The sequence below is a fragment of the Rhizobacter sp. P1_G5 genome, from assembly GCF_056405435.1.
Map to the genome: position 1 here is coordinate 1 of NZ_JBFUCB010000029.1, position 22806 is coordinate 22806.

General features: G+C 70.3%; 22 protein-coding genes. 5 read left to right on the forward strand and 17 right to left on the reverse strand.

The genetic code is table 11. From position 1 onward, the window contains the following. The 6 genes from AC1D12_RS03905 to AC1D12_RS03930 all read right to left on the reverse strand — a co-directional run. On the reverse strand, positions 1-418 hold a 418-nt coding region (locus AC1D12_RS03905), incomplete at its 3' end, for an amidase family protein (protein WP_477838947.1). 16 nt (positions 419-434) lie between these two features. Next, entirely contained in the window at positions 435-1421 is a 987-nt protein-coding gene (locus tag AC1D12_RS03910) for an ABC transporter ATP-binding protein (RefSeq protein WP_477825340.1), read from the reverse strand. A gap of 21 nt (positions 1422-1442) precedes the next feature. Then, positions 1443-2471, reverse strand: coding sequence for an ABC transporter ATP-binding protein (locus tag AC1D12_RS03915; RefSeq protein ID WP_465113504.1), 1029 nt, complete (start codon positions 2469-2471; stop codon positions 1443-1445). Beyond that, positions 2468-3337 carry an ABC transporter permease gene (locus AC1D12_RS03920; protein ID WP_477825343.1) on the reverse strand — a complete coding sequence of 290 codons (870 nt, stop codon included), beginning with the start codon at positions 3335-3337 and terminating at the stop codon, positions 2468-2470. Before AC1D12_RS03920 ends, AC1D12_RS03915 begins: the two co-directional genes overlap by 4 nt. 37 nt (positions 3338-3374) lie before the next feature. Next, complete coding sequence (locus AC1D12_RS03925) at positions 3375-4328, reverse strand: ABC transporter permease (RefSeq protein ID WP_477838950.1); 954 nt, start codon at positions 4326-4328, stop codon at positions 3375-3377. 2 nt (positions 4329-4330) lie between these two features. After that, positions 4331-5959: an ABC transporter substrate-binding protein gene (locus AC1D12_RS03930; protein WP_477838965.1), complete on the reverse strand. Its 1629-nt coding sequence runs from the start codon at positions 5957-5959 to the stop codon at positions 4331-4333. A 246-nt stretch (positions 5960-6205) separates the two neighbouring features. Between AC1D12_RS03930 and AC1D12_RS03935 the strand changes: the two genes are divergently transcribed. Continuing rightward, the gene (locus AC1D12_RS03935; RefSeq protein WP_477838952.1) at positions 6206-7465 is read left to right on the forward strand and encodes a Zn-dependent hydrolase; all 1260 of its coding nucleotides are present in this window, start codon (positions 6206-6208) and stop codon (positions 7463-7465) included. Here the strand turns inward: AC1D12_RS03935 and AC1D12_RS03940 are convergent, their stop codons facing one another. The 9 genes from AC1D12_RS03940 to AC1D12_RS03980 all read right to left on the reverse strand — a co-directional run bounded on the left by AC1D12_RS03940 (position 7466) and on the right by AC1D12_RS03980 (position 15544). Beyond that, a complete protein-coding gene (locus tag AC1D12_RS03940; protein ID WP_477838954.1) occupies positions 7466-8287 on the reverse strand; it encodes an IclR family transcriptional regulator in 822 nt (273 codons plus the stop codon). 35 nt (positions 8288-8322) lie between these two features. After that, positions 8323-9639 (reverse strand): MSMEG_0569 family flavin-dependent oxidoreductase, encoded by a 1317-nt coding sequence (locus AC1D12_RS03945; protein ID WP_477828295.1) that lies wholly within the window; start codon positions 9637-9639, stop codon positions 8323-8325. Positions 9640-9658: 19 nt separating this feature from the next. Then, on the reverse strand, positions 9659-9949 hold the full coding sequence (locus tag AC1D12_RS03950; protein WP_477838956.1) for an MSMEG_0570 family nitrogen starvation response protein: 291 nt from the start codon (positions 9947-9949) through the stop codon (positions 9659-9661). Between the two features lie 12 nt (positions 9950-9961). Next, positions 9962-11170, reverse strand: a complete 1209-nt coding sequence (locus AC1D12_RS03955) for an MSMEG_0565 family glycosyltransferase (RefSeq protein WP_477825050.1) — start codon at positions 11168-11170, stop codon at positions 9962-9964. Then, positions 11167-12339: a sll0787 family AIR synthase-like protein gene (locus tag AC1D12_RS03960; RefSeq protein WP_477838958.1), complete on the reverse strand. Its 1173-nt coding sequence runs from the start codon at positions 12337-12339 to the stop codon at positions 11167-11169. The genes AC1D12_RS03955 and AC1D12_RS03960 overlap by 4 nt, the downstream gene beginning before the upstream one ends. Positions 12340-12343: 4 nt before the next feature. Further along, complete coding sequence (locus AC1D12_RS03965; RefSeq protein WP_477838960.1) at positions 12344-12910, reverse strand: MSMEG_0567/Sll0786 family nitrogen starvation N-acetyltransferase; 567 nt, start codon at positions 12908-12910, stop codon at positions 12344-12346. 18 nt (positions 12911-12928) lie between these two features. Further along, complete coding sequence (locus tag AC1D12_RS03970) at positions 12929-14011, reverse strand: MSMEG_0568 family radical SAM protein (RefSeq protein WP_047512974.1); 1083 nt, start codon at positions 14009-14011, stop codon at positions 12929-12931. A gap of 61 nt (positions 14012-14072) precedes the next feature. Further along, positions 14073-15062, reverse strand: coding sequence for a Nit6803 family nitrilase (locus tag AC1D12_RS03975; protein ID WP_047512779.1), 990 nt, complete (start codon positions 15060-15062; stop codon positions 14073-14075). Then, positions 15062-15544, reverse strand: coding sequence for an MSMEG_0572/Sll0783 family nitrogen starvation response protein (locus AC1D12_RS03980; protein ID WP_047512776.1), 483 nt, complete (start codon positions 15542-15544; stop codon positions 15062-15064). Before AC1D12_RS03980 ends, AC1D12_RS03975 begins: the two co-directional genes overlap by 1 nt. 296 nt (positions 15545-15840) lie before the next feature. On the opposite strand from AC1D12_RS03980, the gene AC1D12_RS03985 reads away from it, so the two are divergent. Further along, positions 15841-17229 carry an aminotransferase-like domain-containing protein gene (locus AC1D12_RS03985; protein WP_047512774.1) on the forward strand — a complete coding sequence of 463 codons (1389 nt, stop codon included), beginning with the start codon at positions 15841-15843 and terminating at the stop codon, positions 17227-17229. Positions 17230-17451: 222 nt separating this feature from the next. Continuing rightward, the gene (locus AC1D12_RS03990) at positions 17452-19206 is read left to right on the forward strand and encodes a methyl-accepting chemotaxis protein (protein WP_477838962.1); all 1755 of its coding nucleotides are present in this window, start codon (positions 17452-17454) and stop codon (positions 19204-19206) included. A gap of 34 nt (positions 19207-19240) precedes the next feature. Here the strand turns inward: AC1D12_RS03990 and AC1D12_RS03995 are convergent, their stop codons facing one another. Beyond that, positions 19241-20068 carry a glycoside hydrolase family 62 protein gene (locus AC1D12_RS03995; protein ID WP_489739960.1) on the reverse strand — a complete coding sequence of 276 codons (828 nt, stop codon included), beginning with the start codon at positions 20066-20068 and terminating at the stop codon, positions 19241-19243. Positions 20069-20112: 44 nt separating this feature from the next. Between AC1D12_RS03995 and AC1D12_RS04000 the strand changes: the two genes are divergently transcribed. Beyond that, the gene (locus AC1D12_RS04000; protein ID WP_477838967.1) at positions 20113-20475 is read left to right on the forward strand and encodes a hypothetical protein; all 363 of its coding nucleotides are present in this window, start codon (positions 20113-20115) and stop codon (positions 20473-20475) included. A 179-nt stretch (positions 20476-20654) separates the two neighbouring features. Here the strand turns inward: AC1D12_RS04000 and AC1D12_RS04005 are convergent, their stop codons facing one another. Then, positions 20655-21335, reverse strand: coding sequence for a FadR/GntR family transcriptional regulator (locus AC1D12_RS04005; protein ID WP_477825054.1), 681 nt, complete (start codon positions 21333-21335; stop codon positions 20655-20657). Positions 21336-21519: 184 nt separating this feature from the next. Between AC1D12_RS04005 and AC1D12_RS04010 the strand changes: the two genes are divergently transcribed. Next, positions 21520-22806 (forward strand): sugar ABC transporter ATP-binding protein (locus AC1D12_RS04010; RefSeq protein WP_477838963.1); only part of this gene is annotated, 1287 nt, incomplete at its 3' end.

Below are 22806 nucleotides of genomic sequence, written 5' to 3' on the forward strand. Positions count from 1 at the left end.
CCGGTGCCCGCACCGAGCCGCCGGTGTCGGTGCCGAGCGCGAAGTCGCACAGGCCTGCCGCCACCGCGGAGGCCGAGCCCGACGACGACCCGCCGCAGATGCGCAGCGGCGCGGCAGGGTTGAGCGGCGCGCCGAAGTGCGCGTTGTCGCCGTTCATCGAGAACGCGAGCTCATCGGTCACCGTCTTGCCGATGAAGCGCGCACCGGCATCGAGCAGGCGCTGCACCGTCGGCGCGGTCTGCGGCTTGATGCCCGACATCGCCAGCACGAACGGGTTGCCGCCGCCGGTCGGGTAGCCGGCGACGTCGAACAGGTCCTTGACCGCGAAACCCAGGCCCGACAACGGGCCGGTGGATGCGTGGGGCACCGGCGCGTCGGGGTAGGGGACGAAGGCGTGGACAGKGTCGTGCAGGGGCATCGTGTCTCCCGGGGATTCAAGGCAGCGCGCTCACCAGCCCGGCTGCGGCATCGGTGCGCAGGCAGCGCGCCTGGTGGCCCGGCGACAGGAGCACCGGCTCGGGTTGGACGCTGCGGCATTCGGCCACCGCGAGCTTGCAGCGTTCGGCGAAGGCACAGCCCGGCGGCAAGGCCGACAGGTCGGGCGGCGCGCCGCCGATGGTCTCGAGCCGGCTGCCGCGCGCCAGCGCGCCGTGGGCCCGGCTGCTCAGCAAGGCGATGGTGTACGGATGGCGCGGCGAGCGGATCAGCTCGCGGGCGCTGCCCTCCTCGACGATGCGGCCGGCATACATCACCGCGATGCGATCGGCCACCTCGACCGCCGCGCCGATGTCGTGGGTGACGAAGATCACCGACAGCCCGAGCTCGCGCTGCAGCTCGCGCAGCAGCAGCAGGATCTGGATCTGCACCGTGGCATCGAGGGCGGTGGTCGGCTCGTCGGCCAGCAGCAGTTGCGGCCGGCAGGCCAGGGCCAGCGCAATCATCGCGCGCTGGCGCATGCCACCCGACATCTCGTGCGGGTAGGCCGCCAGCCGGCGCTCGGGGCTCGGGATGCGCACCAGCTCGAAGAGCGCCAGCGCGCGCTGTTTCGCGACGGCGGCCGATACCTTGTCGTGCCGGCGGATGGATTCGACGATCTGCGCGCCCACCGAGTACACCGGGTCGAGCGCGAGCAGCGGTTCCTGGAAGATCATCGACGCGACCTTGCCGCGGAACGCCGCCAGCTCGCCGGCCGACATCGCCAGCACGTCGCGGCCCGCCACCCGCACGCTGCCACCGATGCGGGTGCGCCGCTCGGGATGCAGGCGCAGCAGCGTGCGCAGCGTGACGCTCTTGCCCGACCCCGATTCGCCGATCAGCGCCAGCACCTGCCCGCGCTGCACCTGCAGGCTGACGCCGCTGACGGCCTGCACCGGCGCGCGTCCGCCGGTGAACACGACGCCCAGGTCTCGCAATTCCACCATCGGGTCCTGCATCGATTGCCTCTAGGTTGCTGCCGGGTGGCCGCTGCCCGGTTCGTGCATCAGGCAGGCCACGGTGTGCGCGCCGCGCCGCTCGGCCAGCACCGGCGCGCGCTGGCCGCACACCGGCGCGGCATCCGGGCAGCGCGGATGGAAGCGGCAGCCCGCGGGCGGGTCGATCGGGTTCGGCGGATCGCCCGCCAGCAGCGCCCGTTCGGTGCGGTGGTCCGGGTCCATCGACGGCATCGACGACAGCAGCGCCCGCGTGTACGGGTGCAGCGGCCCGGCGTAGAGCGACTCCGACGGCCCGAGCTCGGCCACGCGGCCCAGGTACATCACCATCACGCGATCGCTCAGGTAGCGCACCACCTGCAGGTCGTGGCTGATGAAGACGTAGGTGAGGCCGAACTCGGCCTTCAGGTCGAGCAGCAGGTTGATGACCTGCGCCTCGACCGACTTGTCGAGCGCCGACACCGCCTCGTCGAGGATCAGCAGCCGCGGCTGCAGCGCCAGCGCCCGGGCGATGTTGACCCGCTGCCGCTGCCCGCCCGACAGCTCGTGCGGATAGCGTTCGGCGAAGCGCTGCGGCTCCAGCCCGACGCGGGCCAGCAGGTCGCGGGCCCGCTGCACCGCCGGCCGGCGGCCGCTGCCGTGCACCTGGGGCCCGAAGGCGATCGAGTCCTCGATCGTCAGCCGCGGGTTCAGCGAGGCATAGCTGTCCTGGAACACCATCTGGACCTGCCGATGAAACTCCTTCAGCGGCAGCTCGCGGCCCCCCACGGTGCGGCCGTCGAACACCACCTCGCCGGCGGTCGGCCGGATCAGCTGCATCAGCAGCCGCGCGGTGGTCGACTTGCCGCAGCCCGACTCGCCGACGACGCCGAGCGTCTCGCCCTTGCGCACCTCGAAGTCGACGCCATCGACGGCACGCACGCTGCCGCCGCCGCGGCCCAGGAAGCCCGTGGACAGCGGGTAGTGCTTCTGCAGGCCGCGGATGGTCAGCAGCGGCTGCGCCGGACCGCCGACGTCGTCATGCACAGGACTTGTCGTCATCCCTTGTTGTCCATCGCCGAGCGCAGGCCGTCGGAAAGCAGGTTGAAAGTGATCGAGGTGATGAAGATCATCGCGCCCGGCAAGGCGGCGACCCACGGCTGCACGTAGATCGCCGTGCGCAGCGTGTTCAGCATCAGGCCCCACTCGGGCTCGGGCGGTTTCACGCCCAACCCGAGGAACGACAGGCCCGAGGCCAGGATCATCGACACCGCGATCAGGCTGGTCGCGTAGACGAAGATCGGCCCCAGCACGTTGCCCAGCACGTGCACGCGCACGATCGTGAAGGCGCCGGCGCCCGATGCCCGCGCCGCCTCGACGTAGTCGCGTCCGCGCACCTGCGTCGTGACGCTTTCGGCGACGCGCGCGATCTGCGGGATGAACACGATCGTCAGCGACACCAGCGAATTGAAGACGCCGGCGCCCAGCGTGCCCGACAGCGCGATCGCCAGCAGCACCGACGGGAAGGCATAGAACACGTCGACCGTGCGCATGATCGCGGCGTTGACGAAGCCGCCCGCATAGCCCGCGACGATGCCGATGGACGCGCCGAACAGGAAGGCGCACAGCACCGGCGTGATGCCCATGAAGAGCGACAGCCGCGCGCCGACGACCAGGCGCGACAGCATGTCGCGGCCGAGTTCGTCGCTGCCCAGCGGCAGCCCCGGCGTGCCGATGGGCTTGAGCCGCTGCAGCATCGAGGCCTGGTACGGATCGGCCGGCGCGAGCCAGGGCCCGAACAGCGCGAGGCCCAGCAACATCAGCACGGCGATGGCGGCACCGACGGCCACCGGATCGCGCAGGAAGCGGTGGCCGACCGAGGCCCAGTAGCCGCGCGAACGCCGTGCGGGCGAGGCCGACGGCGACATGACAAGGGTGCTCACGGCCATCCTTTCCTCACTGTCCTCACCCTCGCGCGATGCGCGGATCGAGCAGCGTCTGCAGCACGTCGACCAGCAGGTTCAGCAGCACGAAGAACATCGCCAGCACCAGGATCGTGCCCTGCAGCAKCGGCAGGTCGCGCTGGAAGATGGCGGAGTTCAGCAGGAAGCCGGTGCCCGGCCACGAGAACACCGTCTCGATCAGGATCGAGCCGCCGAGCAGGTAGCCCAGCTGCAGGCCCATCACCGCCAGCGCGGTGGGCGCCGCGTTCTTCACGACGTGGCGGAAGATGCCGAAGCTCGTCAGGCCCTTGGCCCGCAGCCCGACGACGAACTCCTGGTCGAGCAGTTCCGAGACCAGCGCMCGCACCGTGCGCGCGATGATGCCCATCGGGATCACCGACATCGTCAGTGCCGGCAGCAGCAGGTACTGCAGGTGCGCGCCGTCCCAGGCCCAGTCGTCGGAACCGCCGGGGCCGGCACCGGTGGCGGGCAGCCACATCAGCTGCGACGAGAACACGATCACCAGGACCATGCCCAGCCAGTAGTGCGGCACGCTGACGCCCAGCACCGACAGCATCGATGCCAGCCGGTCGATGAACGTGCGGCGGAAGTAGCCCGCCACGAAGCCGAACAGGCCGCCCAGCGCGAAGCCGATCAGCGTGGCCACCACCGCCAGCCGCAGCGTGTTGACCACGGCCTTGAGCACCTCGCCGACCACCGGCCGGTTGGTCGCGATCGACACGCCCAGGTCGCCGTGCAGGGCCCGCCACAGCCAGGCGGCGAACTGCTCGGGGTAGCTGCGGTCGAAGCCGTACAGCTGCCGCAGCTGCGCCTGCAGCTCGGCCGACGCATCCGGCGGCAGGATGGACACCAGCGGATCGCCCGGCGCCAGGTGCACCAGCGCAAAGCACACCAGCGCGACGCCGAGCATGATGGGCAGCGCAAGCACGATGCGCCGGGCCAGGTAGGCAAGCATGCTCAGTCCATCGTCATCGTCGCGATGTCGATGAACCAGCTCTTCGGCTGCACGACGTTCTTCACCYTGGGCGACAKCGCGCGCGGRCCGACGTCGTGCGCRATCCAGACRAAGGGSGCGTCRTCSACGATGTGGGCGTGCARCYKGGCCAGCGCSGCGTYGCGCGMCKTSTCGTCGAARSYGGTRCGSGCATCGGCCACCAGCTTGTCGAYMTCGGCRTTGCCGTAGTAGCCCCAGTTGTTGGACACCGGCGGGAAGGYCTTGGTGCTSACGAARCGCACCATCGCGAAGAACGGGTCCATCGCCGCGAAGCTCACGTTGACGGCGCTGGCGCCGTTGGCCGACGGGTCCTTCGCGCCCTTGCGCCAGTTGGTGAACAGCGTGTTCCACTCGATCACGTCGAACTGCACATCGAACCAACACGCCTTCAGCGACTGCTGCACGAACTCGTTCATCGGCAGCGGCTGCATCTGGCCCGAGCCYGAGGCSGARATCTGCACCTTGACCTTSARCGGCTTGGCGGCCGAGTGGCCGGCCTGGGCCATCAAGGCCTGGCCCGCCTTGACGTCGTAGCGGATGTCGAATGCCGGGTTGCCCCACCACGGATGGCCCGGCGGCACCGTGCCCTTGGGCTCGGCCATCATGCCGCCCAGCAGCTGCTTGAGGCCGCCGCGGTCGACGCACAGGTTGGCGGCCTGGCGCACGCGCTTGTCGAGCCAGGGCGAGCCCTCGGCGAACGACAGCTGCCACGGCCAGACGTGCGGCTGCGCGTTCGAGTAGATCTTGAAGCCGCGCTGCTGGATCTGCGGCATCGCATCGGGCGAGGGCGCCTCGATCCAGTCGACCTGGCCGCCGAGCAGCGCGGCGGTGCGCGCATTCGCCTCCGGCATCGGGATCAGCACCACCTTGTCGATCTTCGGCGTGCGCTTCGCATCCCAGTAGGCCTTGTTGGCGGCCAGCTCCAGCCGCTCGCGCGAGACGAAGCGCGTGACCTTGAACGGGCCGGAGCCCGAAGGATCGGCGGCAAAGGCCGTCCAGGCCTGCTTGGCGCGCTCGGCGGCATCGGTGGTGGCGGCAGGCACCGCCTTCAGCTTGGCGTCCCAGTGCGCGGGCGAGGCCATGAAGAGGTTGGTCAGGTTGATCGGCAGGAAGGAATCGGGCTCGCTGGTGGTGAGCTCCACCGTCAGCTCGTCGATCTTCTTCGCGCTGCGCAGCGTGGGCATGCGCGAGGCGGTCACGCCGACCTGGCTGGCATCGAACTGCGGCGCCGACTTGTCGAGCACCTTGTTGACGTTCCACACCACCGCGTCGGCATTGAACGCCGAGCCGTCGTGGAACCTGACGCCGGGGCGCAGCTTGAACACCCACTTCGTCCTGTCCTTGGCATCGACCGCCCAGGACGTGGCCAGCGCCGGGATCAGCACGCTCGGGGCATCGGCCTTCGACAGGTCCCATTGCGTGAGCGAGTCGTAGATCGGGATGCCGGTGAAGCGGTTGCCTTCGAAGCCCTGGTCGGGCTGCCCCAGCGTGCGCGGGATGTCGGCCGCCGTCATCGCGATGCGAAGCACCTTCTCCTGCGCCATGGCGGCTGCGCCGCACAGCAGCGAGACAGCCATCGCGGGCACGACCATGCGATTGCGCAGGCGCGAAGACAACAACGGGTTCGGGCTCATCGGGTCACCATCCGGGTGGGGTTGAGGGGTTCACGGGCTCGACACCGGATATGCAAGCGCTGTGCCAAACGGCTTGCCGTGTATCGATAATCGATACCACAAGACTCTTTTTCGATACCTGGTGACTGTTTGTCCATATCATTGGCTCGTAACTTGCTGTCCGCCCGGCGCTGCCATTCAACCCCTTCCATCTGCACTCACTCCGTGAACAACACCCTTTCCGCACCCGCCACGCTCCAGGTCGATGGCGCGCGCCTGTGGCAATCGCTGATGGACCTGGCGCGCATCGGCGCGACGCCCAAGGGCGGCGTGCGCCGCATCGCGTTGACCGACGAAGACCGCCAGGGCCGCGATCTCGTGCTGCGCTGGTTCCACGAGGCCGGCATGGCGGTGCGCATCGACGAGGTGGGCAACGTGTTCGCGCGGCGCGACGGCACCGACCCCGCCGCGCGCGCGGTGGCCACGGGCAGCCACATCGACACCCAGCCCTCGGGCGGCAAGTTCGATGGCAACTTCGGCGTGCTCGCGGGCCTCGAAGTGGTGCGCACCCTGAACGATCACGGCATCTGCACGCGCGCACCGATCGAGGTCGCGTTCTGGACCAACGAGGAAGGCACGCGCTTCACGCCGGTGATGATGGGCTCGGGCGCGTTCGCCGGCGTGTTCGACACCGCGCGCATCCTCGGCGAGCAGGACCTGGCCGGGCTGGCGGTGGGCGACGAGCTCGAGCGCATCGGCTACCGCGGCACGCAGGCCTGCGGCGAGGTCCCGGGCGGCATGTTCGCGGCCTACTTCGAGGCGCACATCGAGCAGGGGCCCGTGCTCGAGGCGCAGGGCCTGCCGATCGGCGTGGTGCAAGGCGCGCTCGGCCAGCAGTGGTACGACGTGACGGTGACCGGCATGGACGCACACGCCGGCCCCACGCCGATGGGGCTGCGGCACGATGCGATGCTGGGCACGGCGCGCATGGTCGAGGCGGTCAACCGCATCGCGCTGGCAGAAGCGCCCGACGGCCGCGGCACGGTGGGCTTCGTCCAGGTGACGCCCAATTCACGCAACGTGGTGCCCGGCGAGGTGCGCTTCTCGGTGGACTTCCGCCACGCGCAGCAGGCGGGCCTGGACCGCATGGACGCCGCGATGCGGCGCGAGTTCGCGGCCATCGCCGATGCCGGCCGGCTGCAGGTGGCGATCGCCCAGGTGGTGAAGTTCGACCCCTGCGCGTTCGACGCGGCCTGCGTGGGCAGCGTGCGCCGGGCGGCCGAGGCACTCGGCCTGCCCAGCATGGACATCGTCAGCGGCGCCGGCCACGATGCCGTCTACGTGGCCCGCGTGGCCCCCACCGGCATGATCTTCGTGCCCTGCAAGGACGGCATCAGCCACAACGAGATCGAGGACGCACTGCCCGAGCACATCGCGGCAGGCGCCAACGTGCTGCTGCACGCGATGCTCGACAGGGCGTCCTGATCAGTGCGTCATCGCGAGCGAGATCGCGCGCGCGCACTCGATGACCATCGGCGCCAGCTGCTTCTGCGCCTCGTCCATCGTCCAGCGGCTGGTGGGCGGCGACACGTGCACGGCGCCCACCGGGCGGCCGGCACTGTCGATCACCGCAGCCGCCAGGCCCATGTCGCCGAGGAACAGCTCCTCGCAGTTGGTCGCGTAGCCGACCTTGCGGCACAAGGCGACGCGCTTCATGATCGCGTCGACGTCGGTCAACGTGGCGGCCGTGCGCCGCTCGCGCGCCGAAGCCTCCAGCAGCGCGCGGGCCTGCGCTTCCGGCAGGCGGCTCAGGAAGGCCCGGCCGGAGCTGGTGCAGTACATCGGGATGCGCATGCCCACCGGCGTGAGCACCGGGATGAACTTGGGCGCCAGCAACTGGGCCACGTAGACCATCTCCTGGTCCACCGCCTCGGTGAGGCTGGCGGTCTCGCCGCTGGCGTTGGCAAGCTGCGACAGGTAGGGATGCGCCGCGCGGATCAGCGGATGCGCAGCGAGGTAGTTGAACCCGATCTCGATGACCCGGGGCAGCAGCTGGAAGCGGCGCGTCTGCGGATGCTTGCCGATGTAGCCCAGCACCTGCAGCGTGTGCACGGTGCGCTGCACCGAGCCCTTGCTCATGCCGGTGAGGGTGGCCAGCTCGACCAGCGTCATCGTGCGATGCGCGGCATCGAAGGCCCGCAGCACCTGCAGGCCCTTGTCGAGCGAGACGTTGTAGAGCGCGTCGGCCGCCGGCGGCTCGGCGACGCRTGCCTGCTTCTTCGGAAGCGTTTTCCTGCTCGCTGCCATGCGGCTGAGCCCCGGCTGAGTATCGATGATCGATTCTAGATGACCGACATTCGATCTCGATGGAGATCAGGCATTCTCGACTGCCACTGATGTGCCGCGCGCGTTTCGACCACCCGCTGCACGACGAAGGCGGCGTCGCGCGCGATGCCCGAGAAGCGCCCCGATCCCCACGTGTGCAGCCAGGGCAGGCCGATGAAGTAGAGGCCGGGGACGCGGGTCACGCCGCGTTCATGGACGGGATGGCCGCGCCCGTTGAAGACGGGCGCATCGAGCCAGCGGAAGTCCGGCGCGAAGCCGATGCACCACACGACGCTCGTGATGCCCGCACCGCGCAGCGACAGCGATTCGCGCTCCTCGAGCGGTTGCCACACCGGCCGGTAGGCGCCGCCGGGGGGCGCCTGCAGGCCGCGCTCGGCGATGTGGCGGTCGATCGAGGCGTTGATGCCGTCGTAGGTGCGATCGGCCTGGTCCAGCACCTCGCGCAGCCGCGGTGCGAAGCGCAGCGTGTCGCCGTCGCCGTCCAGGCCGGTGAGCACGCCGTAGAGCTCCATGCCTTCCGTCGCGAAGCGGCGCAGGTCGATGTCGCGCCCGCCGTCGCGGCCGGTCACGTAGTGGTTGGTGTTGTCGCGCACGCCCTCGCGCAGCGGATGCCGGCCCACGGGCATGTCGTAGTAGCCCATGTCGGCCAGCCAGTCCACCACGTCGCGGCCGCGGTAGAAGCGCGCGCAGCGCGGTGCGTCGCCGACCGCGAGCACCACCTCGCGACCCGCGAGGTGCAGGTCTTCGGCGATCTGCGCTCCGCTCTGCCCGGACCCCACCACCAGGACCCGGCCGGGCGGCAACTGATGCGCGTTGCGGTACTGCGCCGAATGGAGCTGCGCGATGCCGGGCGGCAGCCGCTCGGCCAGGCGGGGCACGATGGGCTCGTGGTAGCCGCCCGAGGCCACGACCACCTGGGCCGCCGTGCACTCGCCCTCGCTGCTGCGCACGAGGAAGCCGCCCCGATCCCCGTCACCTCCCTGCGGCGTGACCCGCTCGACCGCCACGCCTTCGCGCAGCGGCGCGTTCACGTGCGCGCGGAAGGCCTCGAGGTACTGCACGATCTCGTCCTTCTTCATGAAGCCGTGCGGCTCGCTGCCGCGGTAGGCATGGCCCGGCAGCGCGCACTGCCAATTGGGCGTGACGAGGCAGAAGTTGTCCCAGCGCTGCGTCTGCCACACGTGCATCGCGCGGTGCTTCTCGAACACCAGGTGCTCGATGCCTTCGGCCTGCAGGCCGTGGCTGATCGACAGGCCGGCCTGGCCGCCGCCGACGACGACGACCTCGTGATGGGGCGGGTGGGGGCTCTTCATGGGCAACTCCTCGGGAAGGTCAGGCAGGTTCGAACGAGAGCACGCGCACCCGCGCATCGGCGCGGTGCGCGAATGCGGCGACCTGCGCCTCGGTCTGCACGAGCTGGTCGCCGGCGCGCGAGCACGTGAAGCCGAACTTCGCCTGCACCCGTTCGTTGGCGATCGCGGTGGCCTCGCGCACGCGGCGCAGCAGGTCGTCGAGCGCGTAGTCCTCGCCGGCGCGCAGGTAGTCCTGGATCACGAGCGAGGGCGAGTAGCAGAGGGTCTCGCTGGCGTCGGGCCAGCGCAGCCGGTAGTGGAGTGCGGGCATGGCGATGTCGGCTCAAAGGGGAATCGGAAGGCGCTCGATGCGGGCGGGTGGGTGGATTCCGGCGTGCAGCGTGCGCAGGTACCAGGCCTCATGCAGCGCCGCGCTGCGTTCCCAGGCATGGGCACGGCACACGGGCGGCGGCTCGGCGAGCCTGGGCATGCGCGCGGCCGCCTGCAGGCCGGCGGCGATGGAGTCGGTGTCTTCCGGGTCGCACCATGCGACGGCGGGGCTGTCGGCCAGGTGCTCGGTGAAGGGCGGCCGCTTCGACACCAGCACCGGCGTGCCGCAGGCCAGCGCCTCCAGCGCGACCAGGCCGAAGCCTTCCACCAGCGAGGGCATGGCCAGCACGCGGGCGCGGCGCATGAGCGCGGGCAGCATCTCGTCGGCCAGCGGGCCGGTGAGCAGCACGGGCAGCTCCGCACCGGCGGCCGCGCCCAGGTCGGCGAGTGCCTGCCGCCAGGCGCGGCGGGCGCCGCTGTGGTCGAGCATGCTGGCACCGCCTGCGATCACCAGGCGCGCCTCGGCCCAGTCGGGATCGCGCCGGCGCAGCGCGGCGAAGGCATGCAGCAGCCGCACCGTGTTCTTGCGTTCCTCCACGCCACCCACCAGCAGGCACACCGGCGGGCCCGGGTCGTCGAGCCCGAGCGTGCGCAGGCGGTGCGCGTCACCCGCGTCGGGGGCGATGCGGTAGCGGCCGAGGTCGACGCCGTTGAACATGCGCTCCGGCCGCACGCCGTGCCGGTCGCGCAAGTGCGCGCACCAGGTGTCGCTGACGCAGGCCACGCCGTCGGCGGCTCGCCAGGCGCGCTCCTGCCAGCGGTTGAGCGTCTCCTGGGCGAAGACGTCGAGGTGGTGCACCGTGCGCAGCCAGCGCGGCAGGCCCAGGCCGCCGGCACGCAGCAGCGCGAGGGCGTTGCCGCTCACGCTGTCCTGCGCATGCAGCAGGTCGAAGCGGCCGCGCTGCAGCAGCGCGGGCAGCGCCTGCAACAGCGCGTCGATGCGCCGGCGCACCTGTTCGACGAGATCGCCGGTGAGCACCGGCAGGCGGATCAGCTCGACGGGAAAGCCGGTGCTGCGGAAGAGCGATTCGCCAGGCTCCGCCGACGCGATGACGGCGACCTGGTGGCCGCGCCGCATCAGCGCGTCGGCCAGCTCCAGCGTGTGGACCACGCCACCGCGCGGCCGCACGGAGTGGGTGAGCAACGCGATGCGCAGCGTCATGACAACCCCTCGCTCGATGAGTACATCGATCGATCCCCCGAGGGGAACGATGGCCGCGGCTCCAAGCCCGCCTGCGCGGGCTTGGACGGCCAGAGTGCCAGTCGCGTCTCGTGACTGGCGCGGGCCGGCTTGGGAGCGGCCCGGCGCTCGGCCCGCCTCATGCGGCCGTCCACTCGGGCACCGATGAACGGTTCGCTGGCCAGGTCCCACAGCGTGGCGTGTGCGCCGGCCAGCGCCAGCGTGAGGCGGCTGCCCGGCTGCACGCCGCCGATGTCGGCGCAGGCGATGTCCTGCGAGCGAAAGACCGCCTGCACCGCCTCGGCCTGCGCCTCGCGCACGCTCAGCAGGTAGCCGTAGCTCGGGAAGGCGCACAGCCAGCGCAGGTGCGCGGCGAAGGCTTCCGGGCCCGTCTCGTGCCAGCCGGGCGTGCCGGTCGGCAGCGGCAGCCGGGCCAGGTCCACCTGCGCGCCGACATCCGAGCATTCGAGCAGCATCAGCAGGGTGYCCGGCACGCCCGCCATGCTGATGTCCTTGCCGGCATCGCACAGGCCGGCCTCGGCGATCTGCGGCAGCAGCGCGAGGTCCTTGCGCAGGCGCTGCGCGGGCGCCGAGGTCGACGCGTCCCAGAACGGGTGGCCGCCTTGCCACTGCCCGCGCAGGTCCACGGCCATCAGCAGCCGGTCGCCGGGCCGCGCCGCGAAGCTGCTGATCAGGCGCCGCGCACGACCGAGCACGGCCACCGCGAGCTGGCCGCCTGCGGCATGCAGGTTGCTGTGGCCGCCCACGAGCGGCACGCCATAGCGCTCGCACGCGGCACGCATGCCCGCGAGGAGCTGCCGCGCCAGCTCGGCATCGGCGGCCCAGAGCGCATCGACCACCGCGGTCGGGCGCCCGCCCATCGCAGCGATGTCGCTCAGGTTCACCATCACCCCGCTGTAGCCCGCGAACCAGGGCATGGCGTCGACGAAGTCCTGCACCAGCCCCTCGATGGCGAACAGCAGGTGGCCGTCGCCGGCGGGGTCGGGCAGCACCGCGCAATCGTCGCCGTTGGGCACGGCGGTGCGGCCGGCGACGCTGCCGAGCTGCGGCAGCACCGAGGCGATGTCGCGCTTGTGCCGGAACCCGCGGCTGTCGCGCAGCGCTGCGGCGAGTCGGGCGAGGTGGTCCATGGCGTCAGCCTTGCGCGAGCACGAAGCCGGCGTACGGCGTGGTGCACGGCGGGTAATGGGCCAGCGAGGCCTGCATCAGCGCATGCGGCCGGCCATGCAGCTCGCAGGTGTCGAGCTGCTGCCAGTGCAGGCGCTCGAACAGCGGCACGTTCTGCGCCTGCACATGGGCGAGGAACTCCCCGCAGCCGAGCGCGTGGGCGCTGCTCACCGCGAGCCGGATGAGGCTCGAGCCCAGCCGCCGGTGCTGTCGCCAGTCGGCCCGCACCGCCAGGCGCGACCCCCACCACACGCCGGGCGCCGCCTGGTGGATGCGCACGGTACCGATCACCTCGTCGGCCTCGCCGGCGAGGCAGGTGAGGGCCACGAGGGAACGGGTGCTGGCGTCGCGGTCGATCGCGTCGCGGTCATCGTGGGCGAACAGCGCCTGCTCCTCGCAGAACACGCGGCGGCGCAGCGCGAGGGCCTCGCGGTCCATCCACGGATCGCTCGCCCACTGGATGCGGAACTCCTGCGGCGCATAGGCCGGGTCGAGCTCGCACCAGGGCGGCAGGGGGGAGGCGTGGAGGTGCATCGCGGGGCTCCGGTGGGGTCAGGCCGACAGCGGCGTTTCGTAGCGCGACAGCGTGGAGCAGGCCGCGCAGCGCCCGCAGCCGGCCTTGATGTCGGCCGCGCGCACGCCGGCCTCGTCGACCAGGCGGCCGAGCGGCTCCAGCACGCTGCGCATGAACCCGGCCGATGGCGCGGGGTGGTCCTCCAGCGGCGTGCCGCTGATGGGCACGAAGGGCACGACGAAGGGATAGACGCCCATCGCGAGCAGCCGCCGGCTGGCCTCGAGCAGCGTCTCGGCGCTGTCACCCAGCCCCGCCAGCAGGTAGGTGCTGACCTGGCCGCGGCCGAACACCTGCACCGCCGCGCCGAACGCATCCCAGTAGCGCGCCATCGGCACCTCGGACTTGCCGGGCAGCAGGTGCCGGCGCAGGGTCTCGTCCACCACCTCGAGGTGCATGCCGAGCGTGTCGACGCCGGCCTCCTTGAGCCGCTGGAACCAGGCGTCGGTGTCGGGCGGCTCGCACTGCGCCTGCAGCGGCAGGTCGACCGCGGCGCGGATCGCCTGCGCGCTGTCGCACAACACCTTGGCGCCGCGGTCGGGCGTGGGCGGCGTGCCGGTGGTCATCACCATGTGCTTCACGCCGTCGAGTTCGACCGCGGCGCGCGCCACCTCGGCGAGCTGGGCAGGCGTCTTGTGCGCGATGGTGCGGCCGGCCGCGAGCGACTGCCCGATCGCGCAGAACCTGCAGGCCTTGCGCCGGCTCTCGTAGCGGATGCAGGTCTGCAGCACGGTGGTGGCGAGCACGTCGGCGCCATGCAGCGTGGCGATCTGCGCGTACGGGATGCCGTCGGCCGTGCTCAGGCCGTAGAAGCGGGGCTGGCGCGGAAAACTCACGCTCGCGATGGGAATGCTGCCGCGGCGCAGCACGCTGCGGCCGTCGGGGCCGGGCGCGTCGGCGACGAAGGGCGATGCGAAGGCGCCGGCGGTGTGCACCGGCACCATCAGCGTCACGCCGTCGACCGTCACCGCCTTGTGGTCCGACGGACCCGCGCCGCCGCGGCGGCTGGCCGCGCCGGCGCCGGGGTCGAGCAGCCGCATGCCTTGCGACTGCAGCTCGGTCATCAGCTCTGTCATCAGCTCTGTCGTCAGCGCGCGGGAAGCTGGCGGCAGCGCGAGCACGGCATCACTCATGGGCGGCTCCTTCGGGGTGGGGCAGGGCGGTCTCCTGCGAAGGCGGGGACGGCCAGGGAACGACGGTGCTGGCGGCATCGCGGCGGATCGCGAGGCTCAGCAGCTCGGGGCGGGCGTAGTGGCCCACCGAATCCATCATGCGTTTGCGCTTGGCGATGAGCGCCATGTCGAGGTCGGCGACCACGAGGCCTTCGCCTTCGGTCAGCGGCTCGGCGAGGTACCTGCCTTCGGGCGAGACGATGGCGGTGTGGCAGCCGCCGCGCAGCGCGCCCTGCAGCTTCTCGTCGGCGGTGATGGCACGCACCTGCTCGTCGCGCAGCCAGCCGGTCGCGTTGACGACGAAGCAGCCCGACTCCAGCGCGTGGTGGCGGATGGTCACGCCCATCTGGTCCGCAAAGACCTGGCCGACGAGCGAACCGGGGAACTGCGCGCAGTGGATCTCTTCGTGCGCGGCCATCAGCGCATAGCGCGCGAGCGGGTTGTAGTGCTCCCAGCAGGCGAGCGCCCCGACGCGGCCCACGCGGGTGGCGGCCGTCGTGAGCCCGGCACCGTCGCCTTGCCCCCACACCATGCGCTCGTGGTAGGTGGGCGTGATCTTGCGGCGCTTGAGCACGAGGCGGCCGTCGGCGTCGAAGACGAGCTGGGTGTTGTAGAGGCTGCCGTGGTCGCGCTCGTTGACGCCGAGCACCACCACCATGCCCGCCTCGCGCGCGGCGGCCGAGACCGCATCGGTGAGCGGGCCCGGCACGCTCGGCGCGCGCTCCATCAGCAGCAGGTGCGCCGGGCCTTGCTGCACCGGCGGCTGCACGAAGGAGAAGTAGGGGTAGTAGGGCACGCAGGTCTCGGGGAAGACGATCAGCTCCACGCCCCGGCGCGACGCCTCGCGCACGGTCTCGAGCACGCGGGCGAGCGTGCCGTCGGCGCTGTCCAGATCGGGTGCGATCTGGGCCGCGGCCGCGCGAACCGACCTGGGCGCCGGCATCACAGGGTCCAGGTGTCCAGGATGAAGGCGCCGGCCTTGCGGTGGAGCAGGACGACGTCCAGCACGTCCAGCGGGTTGATCGGGCGGATGCCTTCGATCAGCGCGCCTTCGCCATGCCCGTACAGCGCCTGGAGCGCGAAGCGGCAGGCGTAGACCTTGCCGCCTTCGGCGATGAACTTGGTGATCTGCTCGTTGAAGTTCTGGTGGCCGGGGAAGGCAGCGTCGCCGAGCTTCGGAAAGCCGCGCTTGACGCCCAGCGTGACGCCGGGACCGTACAGCAGGATCGAGGTGTCGAAGCCCTTGCGCTGCAGGCGCGTGGCCTGCAGCAGGTTGACGAAGCCGATCGAGCCCTCGAAGGCGACGGTGTGGAACGTCACGAGGGCCTTCTCGCCGGGGGCGGCCTTGACGTCCTCGAACACCTTCTCTTCGTAATCGACCAGGAAGTCGCCCTTCTGGGCGGCGGGGTGGGTGACGGTGGGCATGGATGTGTCCTCGCGTGGGTTGGAGACGTTCGACCGGCGGGGCGCGCCGGATGACGATGCCATTGCGAGCGATGTGCCACGCGCGGCCGGGGCCGGCCGATCAACATGCGATCAACGGGGCGTCGGCGGTTCGCGCTGCCGCGCTGCCGGCGCGGCGGCCGGCGGCACGGCCGCACCATCAGACTGCGGCGCGATGCAATCAATGCACCCGATCAAGGGCGGGCGTGCACCTCGAACGGCCCCCGGCATCGAGGGCAGGGCCGTGCAATCAGCGGGTCCGGCAGGCACACTGGGCCATGCCGTTTTCGCACTGGATCGCCCGCATCCGCAACAGCGGACTTCCCGCCTACCAGCTCATCCCCGAGCTGATCGCCGAAGACCTGCAGCAGGGCCGGCTGGCGCCGCGCGAGCGACTGCCGCCGCTGCGCGAGCTGGCGGGCACGCTGCAGCTCAACTACACGACGGTGGTGCGCGGCTTCGCGGCCGCGCGCGAACGCGGGCTCATCGCGTCGCGCCCCGGCATGGGCTCGTACGTGCGCGGCTCCTTCATCGGCCTGCCGCTGCGTGCGGGCACCGGTGCCGAGATGACGATGAACATGCCGCCGGAGATCGAGGACCACCCCGCGATGCAGGCGCTGCAGCACAGCGCGGCCGAGGCGATCACCGCGGCCACGCTGCACGACCTGATGCGCTACCAGGATTTCGGCGGCACGGCGCACGACCGGGCGCTCGCGGCGCACTGGCTCGCGCAGTGGGTGCCCGAGGCGCGGGCCGAGCGCGTGCTGGTCGCGCCGGGCATCCATGCCGTGCTGCTGGCGCTGGTCTCGATGCTGGTCAGGCCGGGCCAGGGCCTGTGCGTCGAGAGCCTCGTCTACCCGGGCATGAAGGCCATCGCGGCGCAGCTGGGGACGCAGTTGCAACCGCTGGCGATGGACGAGCACGGGCTCGTGCCGGAGGAGTTCGAAGCCGCGTGCAAGAGCACGCCGGTCGGCGCGCTGTACCTGTGCCCGAACCTGCACAACCCGACCACCGCCACGCTGCCGATGCGCCGCCGCGAGCAACTCGCCGACATCGCGCTGCGCTACAGCGTGCCGATCATCGAGGACGACGCCTACGGCATGCTCCCCGCCGCCACGCCGCCGGCGCTGGCCGACTACGCGGGCGCCATCACCTACTACATCAGCGGCCTGTCGAAGTGGCTGGGCGCGGGGGTCCGCGTCGCGTACGTGCTCGCGCCGACGCAGGCGGCGCAGCAGCGCCTCGCGGGGGCGCTGCGTGCGACGACGGTGATGGCATCGCCCTTCGTCAACGCGGTGGTCTCGCACTGGCTGGCGCACGGGCACTGCGACGCGGTGCTGGCCGCCGTGCGCGCCGAATGCGGCTGGCGCAGCACGCTGATGCGCGAGCGGCTCGGCGGGCTCGGCGTGCGCACGCACCCGCAGGGCTTCCACGGCTGGCTGCCGCTGCCCGGGGGCGAGGGCAACGGTTCATCGGCGAGCCGCATCGCCGGCGCGTTGCGCGAACTCGGCGTGGCCGCGGTGGCCGCCAACGCGTTCTCCACCGACCGGCAGCCGCCCGAGGGCCTGCGGCTGTGCCTGGGGGGCGGGCTCACGCGCGACGATTGCGGACGGGCGCTGCAGGCGGTGGCGGCGGCCTTGGGGAGGAGCGAGGCAGATCGGGCCTGACGCGTTGCTGCGCGCTCGCCAGCGGACGGACTGGAACGGGTTTTCTCGTGCACTTTCGCAGCAGGGCACTGTCCGGGGCCGGGCAGCGGCTCAAGCCCAGCCGCCGCGGGTCGATACGGTCTTCATGCCGCAGCATGTCCTCAGGGCGGCTCGCGCCGGGTACGGCTTGTACCGACCGGATCCAGGTTCTATTGCAAAGGTCCGCCCGTGAACTTCCACCGCATGAAACTCGGTACCAAGTTGATCAGCGCCTTCATCGGCGTCTGCCTCGTCGGCGCGGTCGTCAGCGCCATCGGCATCAGCAACATGGGCCGGATCAACGACGCGGGCGACAAGATCTACAAGATGGACATGATCGGCCTGTCGCTGGCCAAGGAGGCGAACATCAACCTGCTGTACGTCGGCCGTTCGCTGCGCAACGCATTGCTGGCCCCGACGGCAGAGCAGCGCACCAGCGCGCTTGCCAAGAGCGAGAAGGAGCTGGCGCTGCTGCGCGAGAACCTCGACAAGGCCAAGCCGCTGTTCTGGTCCGAGAAGGGGAAGGCCGCATTTGCCCAACTGGAAAGCGGTTGGCAGGAATACACCCAGGGCGTCAGGAAGCTGCAGGCGGACACGGCGTCGGCCAAGCTGGACGAGCGCGCCGAGATCACGAAGTACATGTTCGGGGACTTTGCACGGATCGTCACCAAGCTCGATGACGACATGTCGGCGCTGGCCGACGTCAAGGAGGCCAATGCCAAGCACGCTTCCGAAGCCAATGCGGCGAGTTTCCAGAATGCCCGCAATCTCATGCTGGCCCTGGTCACCGGTGCGTTGCTGCTGGGCATCGGCATCGGTTTCTGGCTGACGCGCGGCCTGGTGCGCCAGCTGGGCGCCGAACCGGCTGCGGCGGCCCACCTGGCCCAGAGCGTTGCCGGCGGTGACCTCAGCACGAACATCGACGTGCGCATCGGCGACACGACCAGCGTCATGGCCGCACTCAAGGCGATGCAGGCCAACCTGGCGCAAGTCGTCTCGAACGTGCGCAGCAACTCCGAGAGTGTCGCCACCGCATCGGCCCAGATCGCCCAGGGCAACCTGGACCTGAGCCAGCGCACCGAAGAACAGGCCTCGGCACTCGAACAGGCGGCCGCCTCGATGGAAGAGCTCAGCTCCACCGTCAAGCAGAACGCCGACAACGCCAGGCAAGCCAACCAACTCGCGGTCAACGCGAGCACGGTGGCCATCGAAGGCGGCGAAGTCGTGGGCCAGGTGGTGCAGACCATGAAGGCCATCAACGACAGCTCGAAGAAGATCACCGACATCATCAGCGTCATCGACGGCATCGCCTTCCAGACCAACATCCTCGCGTTGAACGCGGCGGTCGAAGCGGCGCGTGCAGGCGAGCAGGGCCGCGGCTTCGCCGTGGTGGCCGCCGAAGTGCGCAGCCTGGCCGGCCGTTCGGCCGAGGCGGCCAAGGAGATCAAGAGCCTGATCAACGCCAGCGTCGAGCGTGTGGAGCAAGGCACGACGCTCGTCGGCCAGGCCGGCGTCACGATGACCGAGGTGGTCAGCTCCATCAAGCGCGTGACCGACATCGTCAGCGAGATCAGCGCCGCCAGCAGCGAGCAGAGCGTGGGCGTTTCGCAGGTCGGCGAGGCGGTCAGCCAGATGGATCAGGTCACGCAGCAGAACGCAGCGCTGGTCGAAGAAAGCGCAGCCGCGTCCGAGAGCCTGAAGGTGCAGGCGCTGCACCTGGTGCAGGCCGTGGCCGTCTTCAAGCTGCCGGCCGGCAGCGCGGAACATCAAGCGCGCCCCGGCCCGGCCGACGACGTGCGCAGCCACGGCGAGCGCCGCGGGCCGGAGCGCGCGAAGAACGTGACTCGACCCGACTTCGGCAAGGCGAAGGCCAAGGGGCCCGCGGCCGGACCCCTCGCCACGCCGGCCGCCGCGGTGGCGGTGGCGCGCACCGGCACCGACGACTGGGCCAGCTTCTGATCGGGGGAGCGGGCGGGGTTCAGTTGCTGTACGGCTACCGCGCCCGGATCAATCCGAGGCGATACGGAAGGCGCTCGTAGCTCGCAGTCGAACCTGGGTCGACCCCTTGGTACAGGAACTGCATGTTGCAGGCGTTGATGGTGAGCGTTTCGTCGTAGCCGGCGCGAATCATTTCGCCGTGGCTGATGTCGTTCGTCCATTTCGCGCCGTCGAACGAGACGTTTGCAGCGCCCGCGAAGGGGGCGGACTGCTTGTCTGCCAAGGCAGTCCAGGGGCCATCCAGGCTGGTCGACGTCCAGGACCGGAAATAGCGCGGCCCGTAAGCCTCGACCAGCAGGAGGTACTTGTTCGTGCCTTCGACCTTGTACACGTTGCTGGCTTCGAACAGTTTGCCCGCCACCGGGTCGGACATCACCGTTTCATAGCCGGAAAAGTTGGGGAAGTTGCCGATGGCGGTCTTGGAGCGATAGAGCTTCCCGTCGTCGCCGGAGAAGAACAGGTGGCAATTGGCGCTGTCGCAGATGACCCAGTAGTCGATTCCGTTGGACGGACCGCCGCTCAGCAGGGGCTTGGGCGCGCTCCATCCGTCGGGATTGGCGATGTCGGTGTTGGTGGAGTACTTGGCACCCCATTGCGAAATCAGGTACCACTTGTTGTGCGGCCGGAAGTAGAAGACCTGCGGCGCGACTGAGTCGCCCACGGGCTTGTTGGCAAGCGGCACCTGTACCGCGCTCGCGGCCTTCGAGAAGTCGCTGAAGTTCATGTAGACGGCGCTCCACGCATTCCTCGACGTATCGAAGACCGTCGCAAAGACGTGATAGAGATCGTTGTAGCGAACGATCGTCGGATCCTTGATCGACACGAAGTTGGCCGATTGCGGCGCAATCAGGGCCTGCGTAGAGACCCATGAAAAGGTGGAAGGCAGGTCGCAGGCCGCAGGCGCAGGCGCAGGCGCAGGTGCAGGTGCAGGCGCAGGCGCAGGCGCAGGTGCAGGTGCAGGCGCAGGCGCAGGCGCAGGYGCAGGTGCAGGCGCAGGCGCAGGCGCWGGTGCAGGTGCAGGTGCAGGTGCAGGTGCAGGTGCAGGYGCAGGTGCAGGTGCAGGTGCAGGTGCGGGTGCAGGTGCAGGTGCAGGTGCTGGGGCCGACCCAACGGGTGCCGCGGCAGGGCCCGAGTCATTGCCTCCCCCGCAGGCAGACAGCACCATGGCGCACAGCAGGATGCTGGTTGCAGTCGCGCGTCCGTGACGTTGGCTTGGCATGCTCATCGTGAAGATCCTGTTGCGTCAGAGTTGGCGCGGCACGCCCATGTCGGTCGACATGCGGTGCCCTCGATTCCGGCGCCAGTGTCTGAGTCGCGATGCCAGGAAAGCTGACGAAACTTGCGGAGTCGACGGATGCCACGCGGGGTGTTGGCACAGCGAGACGCCATGCAACAGGATGCAAATTCCGTCAGCCACCGACCCAGCGTTCCTCCGACAGCTTGAGGTGCGTGTGCATCGCGGACTGGGCGGCCAGTGGGTCACGCGCTTCGATGGCGCGAAGAATGGCCTCGTGTTCCTTCAGCGCAAGATTCCAGGTGCGGGCGTTCTCGTAGCGTGAACTGATCTTGGCCGAGATCGGGCTGTGGCGTTCGTCGAACAGCTCCGCCACGATCCGCACCATCACCGAGTTGCCGCTCATCTCAGCGATGGTCAGGTGGAACTGCCGGTCRTGGTCGATCGGAATGCGGCGCTTGGCGACCTCGCTGCGCATGCCTCCGACGATCTCGCGCAGGCGCAGCAGCGCCGACTCGCTCCCGTGTGCGCAGGCGAGCATGACCACCGAACCCTCGAACGCCGCGCGCGCCTGCATGAGCTCGCTCGGGCTTTCGCCCAGTGCGGCCGTCATCTCGGGCGGCCGTTCCGCCCGGGCGCACACATACACGCCGGATCCGCTCCGGATCTCCACGCTGCCTTCGACGTCGAGCGCGATCAAGGCTTCACGCAGCGAGGGCCGCGACACACCCAGCTGCTGCGCCAGGTCGCGCTCCGGCGGCAGCCGCGTGCCGGTGTCGAAACCACCTTGCTGGATGAGCTCGCGGATCTGGTCGGCGATCTGCTGGTAGAGCCGGCGGGGCTCGACCTGCTTCAACTGAAGGGTCATGGCGGGTCCGGGAAATTGGCCTGACCATGATAGCGACATCGTTTGCCCGATGCCGCCTCCGACGCAGCAACGCACCGGCAGATTCAGGGAATGTCCCAGGTTCCCCGGTAGATCTTGGTCAGGCCAAATCGCAACTGATCGGTAAGGTGGTTTGACCAAAAGGAGACACGACTTGCAGCTTCACGCAGAGCCAGCCGGCACGGCGGACTCGCCACGCCGCGCATCGCCCGAACCCTTGCTGAGCCTGCACGGCATCGGCAAGCGGTTCCTCGCGGTGACCGCGCTGCAAGGCGTGAACTTCGAGCTGCGCCGCGGCGAAGTGCATGCCGTGTGCGGCGAGAACGGCGCAGGCAAATCGACGCTCATGAAGATCGTCAGCGGACAGCTGCAGCCCGACGAGGGGCACATCGCGTTCAAGGGCACGCGGATCCGCTTTGCCTCGACCCGCGAGGCCGAGGCCGCCGGCATCGCGATGATCCACCAGGAGCTCAATCTCGTCCCCCACCTGTCGGTGGCCGAAAACATCTTCCTGGCCCGCGAGCCGGGCCGGGGCGGGTGGATCGACCGGGCGAAACTCCATGCCGGCGCCACGGCCTGCCTGCAGCGGCTGGGCGTGGACATCGCCCCGACGCACCTGGTGCGCACGCTGTCGGTGGCGCAGCGGCAGATGGTCGAGATCGCCAAGGCGCTGTCGCTGGATGCGGAAGTCCTCATCATGGACGAGCCCACCTCGTCGCTCACCGAGACGGAAACCGAGCAACTCTTCAAGGTCATCCACGAGCTCAAGCGCGCCGGCGTCGGCGTGGTCTACATCTCGCATCGGCTCGACGAGATGGCGCACATCGTCGACCGCGTGACGGTGCTGCGCGATGGCCGCCACGTGAGCACCGATGACTTCGCCGCGACGACGGTCGACCGCATCGTCGAGCGGATGGTCGGCCGCCCGCTGGAAGACAAGTTCCCGCCCGCCACGCGGGTGCCGACCACCGAGGTCCTGATGTCGGTGCGCGGCCTGGCGCGCCAGCAGGCGTTCGAAGGCATCGGCTTCGACCTGCGGCGCGGAGAAATCCTCGGCTTCGCAGGACTCCTGGGGGCCGGCCGCACCGAGGCGGCGCGAGCGGTCTTCGGCGCCGACCTCCCGGACGCCGGCACCGTGCAGCTGGGCGGCCAGGTGCTGCGCATCCGGTCGCCGCGAGACGCGATCCGCCACGGCATCGCCTACCTGTCGGAAGACAGAAAGCACGACGGCCTCGCGATCGACATGCCGCTGGTGCACAACGTCACGATGGCCAACATGGCGGCGGTGTCGGGTCGTGCGGGCTTCATCCGCTTCAGGGAGGAAGAGGCGTCCGCCCGGCGCTTCGTCGACTCGCTGGCCATCCGCACGCCGTCTGCACGCCAGCTGGTGCGACTGCTGTCGGGCGGCAACCAGCAGAAGGTCGTGATCGCCAAATGGCTG

Excerpts from the sequence above, each read along its gene's own strand:
- AC1D12_RS03920 (WP_477825343.1), bottom strand. The coding sequence starts at position 3,337 with ATGTCGCCGTCGGCCTCGCCCGCACGGCGTTCGCGCGGCTACTGGGCC.
- AC1D12_RS03985 (WP_047512774.1), top strand. The coding sequence starts at position 15,841 with ATGCCGTTTTCGCACTGGATCGCCCGCATCCGCAACAGCGGACTTCCC.
- AC1D12_RS03980 (WP_047512776.1), bottom strand. The coding sequence starts at position 15,544 with ATGCCCACCGTCACCCACCCCGCCGCCCAGAAGGGCGACTTCCTGGTC.
- AC1D12_RS03950 (WP_477838956.1), bottom strand. The coding sequence starts at position 9,949 with ATGCCCGCACTCCACTACCGGCTGCGCTGGCCCGACGCCAGCGAGACC.
- AC1D12_RS03970 (WP_047512974.1), bottom strand. The coding sequence starts at position 14,011 with ATGACCGAGCTGCAGTCGCAAGGCATGCGGCTGCTCGACCCCGGCGCC.
- AC1D12_RS03990 (WP_477838962.1), top strand. The coding sequence starts at position 17,452 with ATGAAACTCGGTACCAAGTTGATCAGCGCCTTCATCGGCGTCTGCCTC.
- AC1D12_RS03975 (WP_047512779.1), bottom strand. The coding sequence starts at position 15,062 with ATGCCGGCGCCCAGGTCGGTTCGCGCGGCCGCGGCCCAGATCGCACCC.
- AC1D12_RS03910 (WP_477825340.1), bottom strand. The coding sequence starts at position 1,421 with ATGGTGGAATTGCGAGACCTGGGCGTCGTGTTCACCGGCGGACGCGCG.
- AC1D12_RS03955 (WP_477825050.1), bottom strand. The coding sequence starts at position 11,170 with ATGACGCTGCGCATCGCGTTGCTCACCCACTCCGTGCGGCCGCGCGGT.
- AC1D12_RS03915 (WP_465113504.1), bottom strand. The coding sequence starts at position 2,471 with ATGACGACAAGTCCTGTGCATGACGACGTCGGCGGTCCGGCGCAGCCG.
- AC1D12_RS03965 (WP_477838960.1), bottom strand. The coding sequence starts at position 12,910 with ATGCACCTCCACGCCTCCCCCCTGCCGCCCTGGTGCGAGCTCGACCCG.
- AC1D12_RS03945 (WP_477828295.1), bottom strand. The coding sequence starts at position 9,639 with ATGAAGAGCCCCCACCCGCCCCATCACGAGGTCGTCGTCGTCGGCGGC.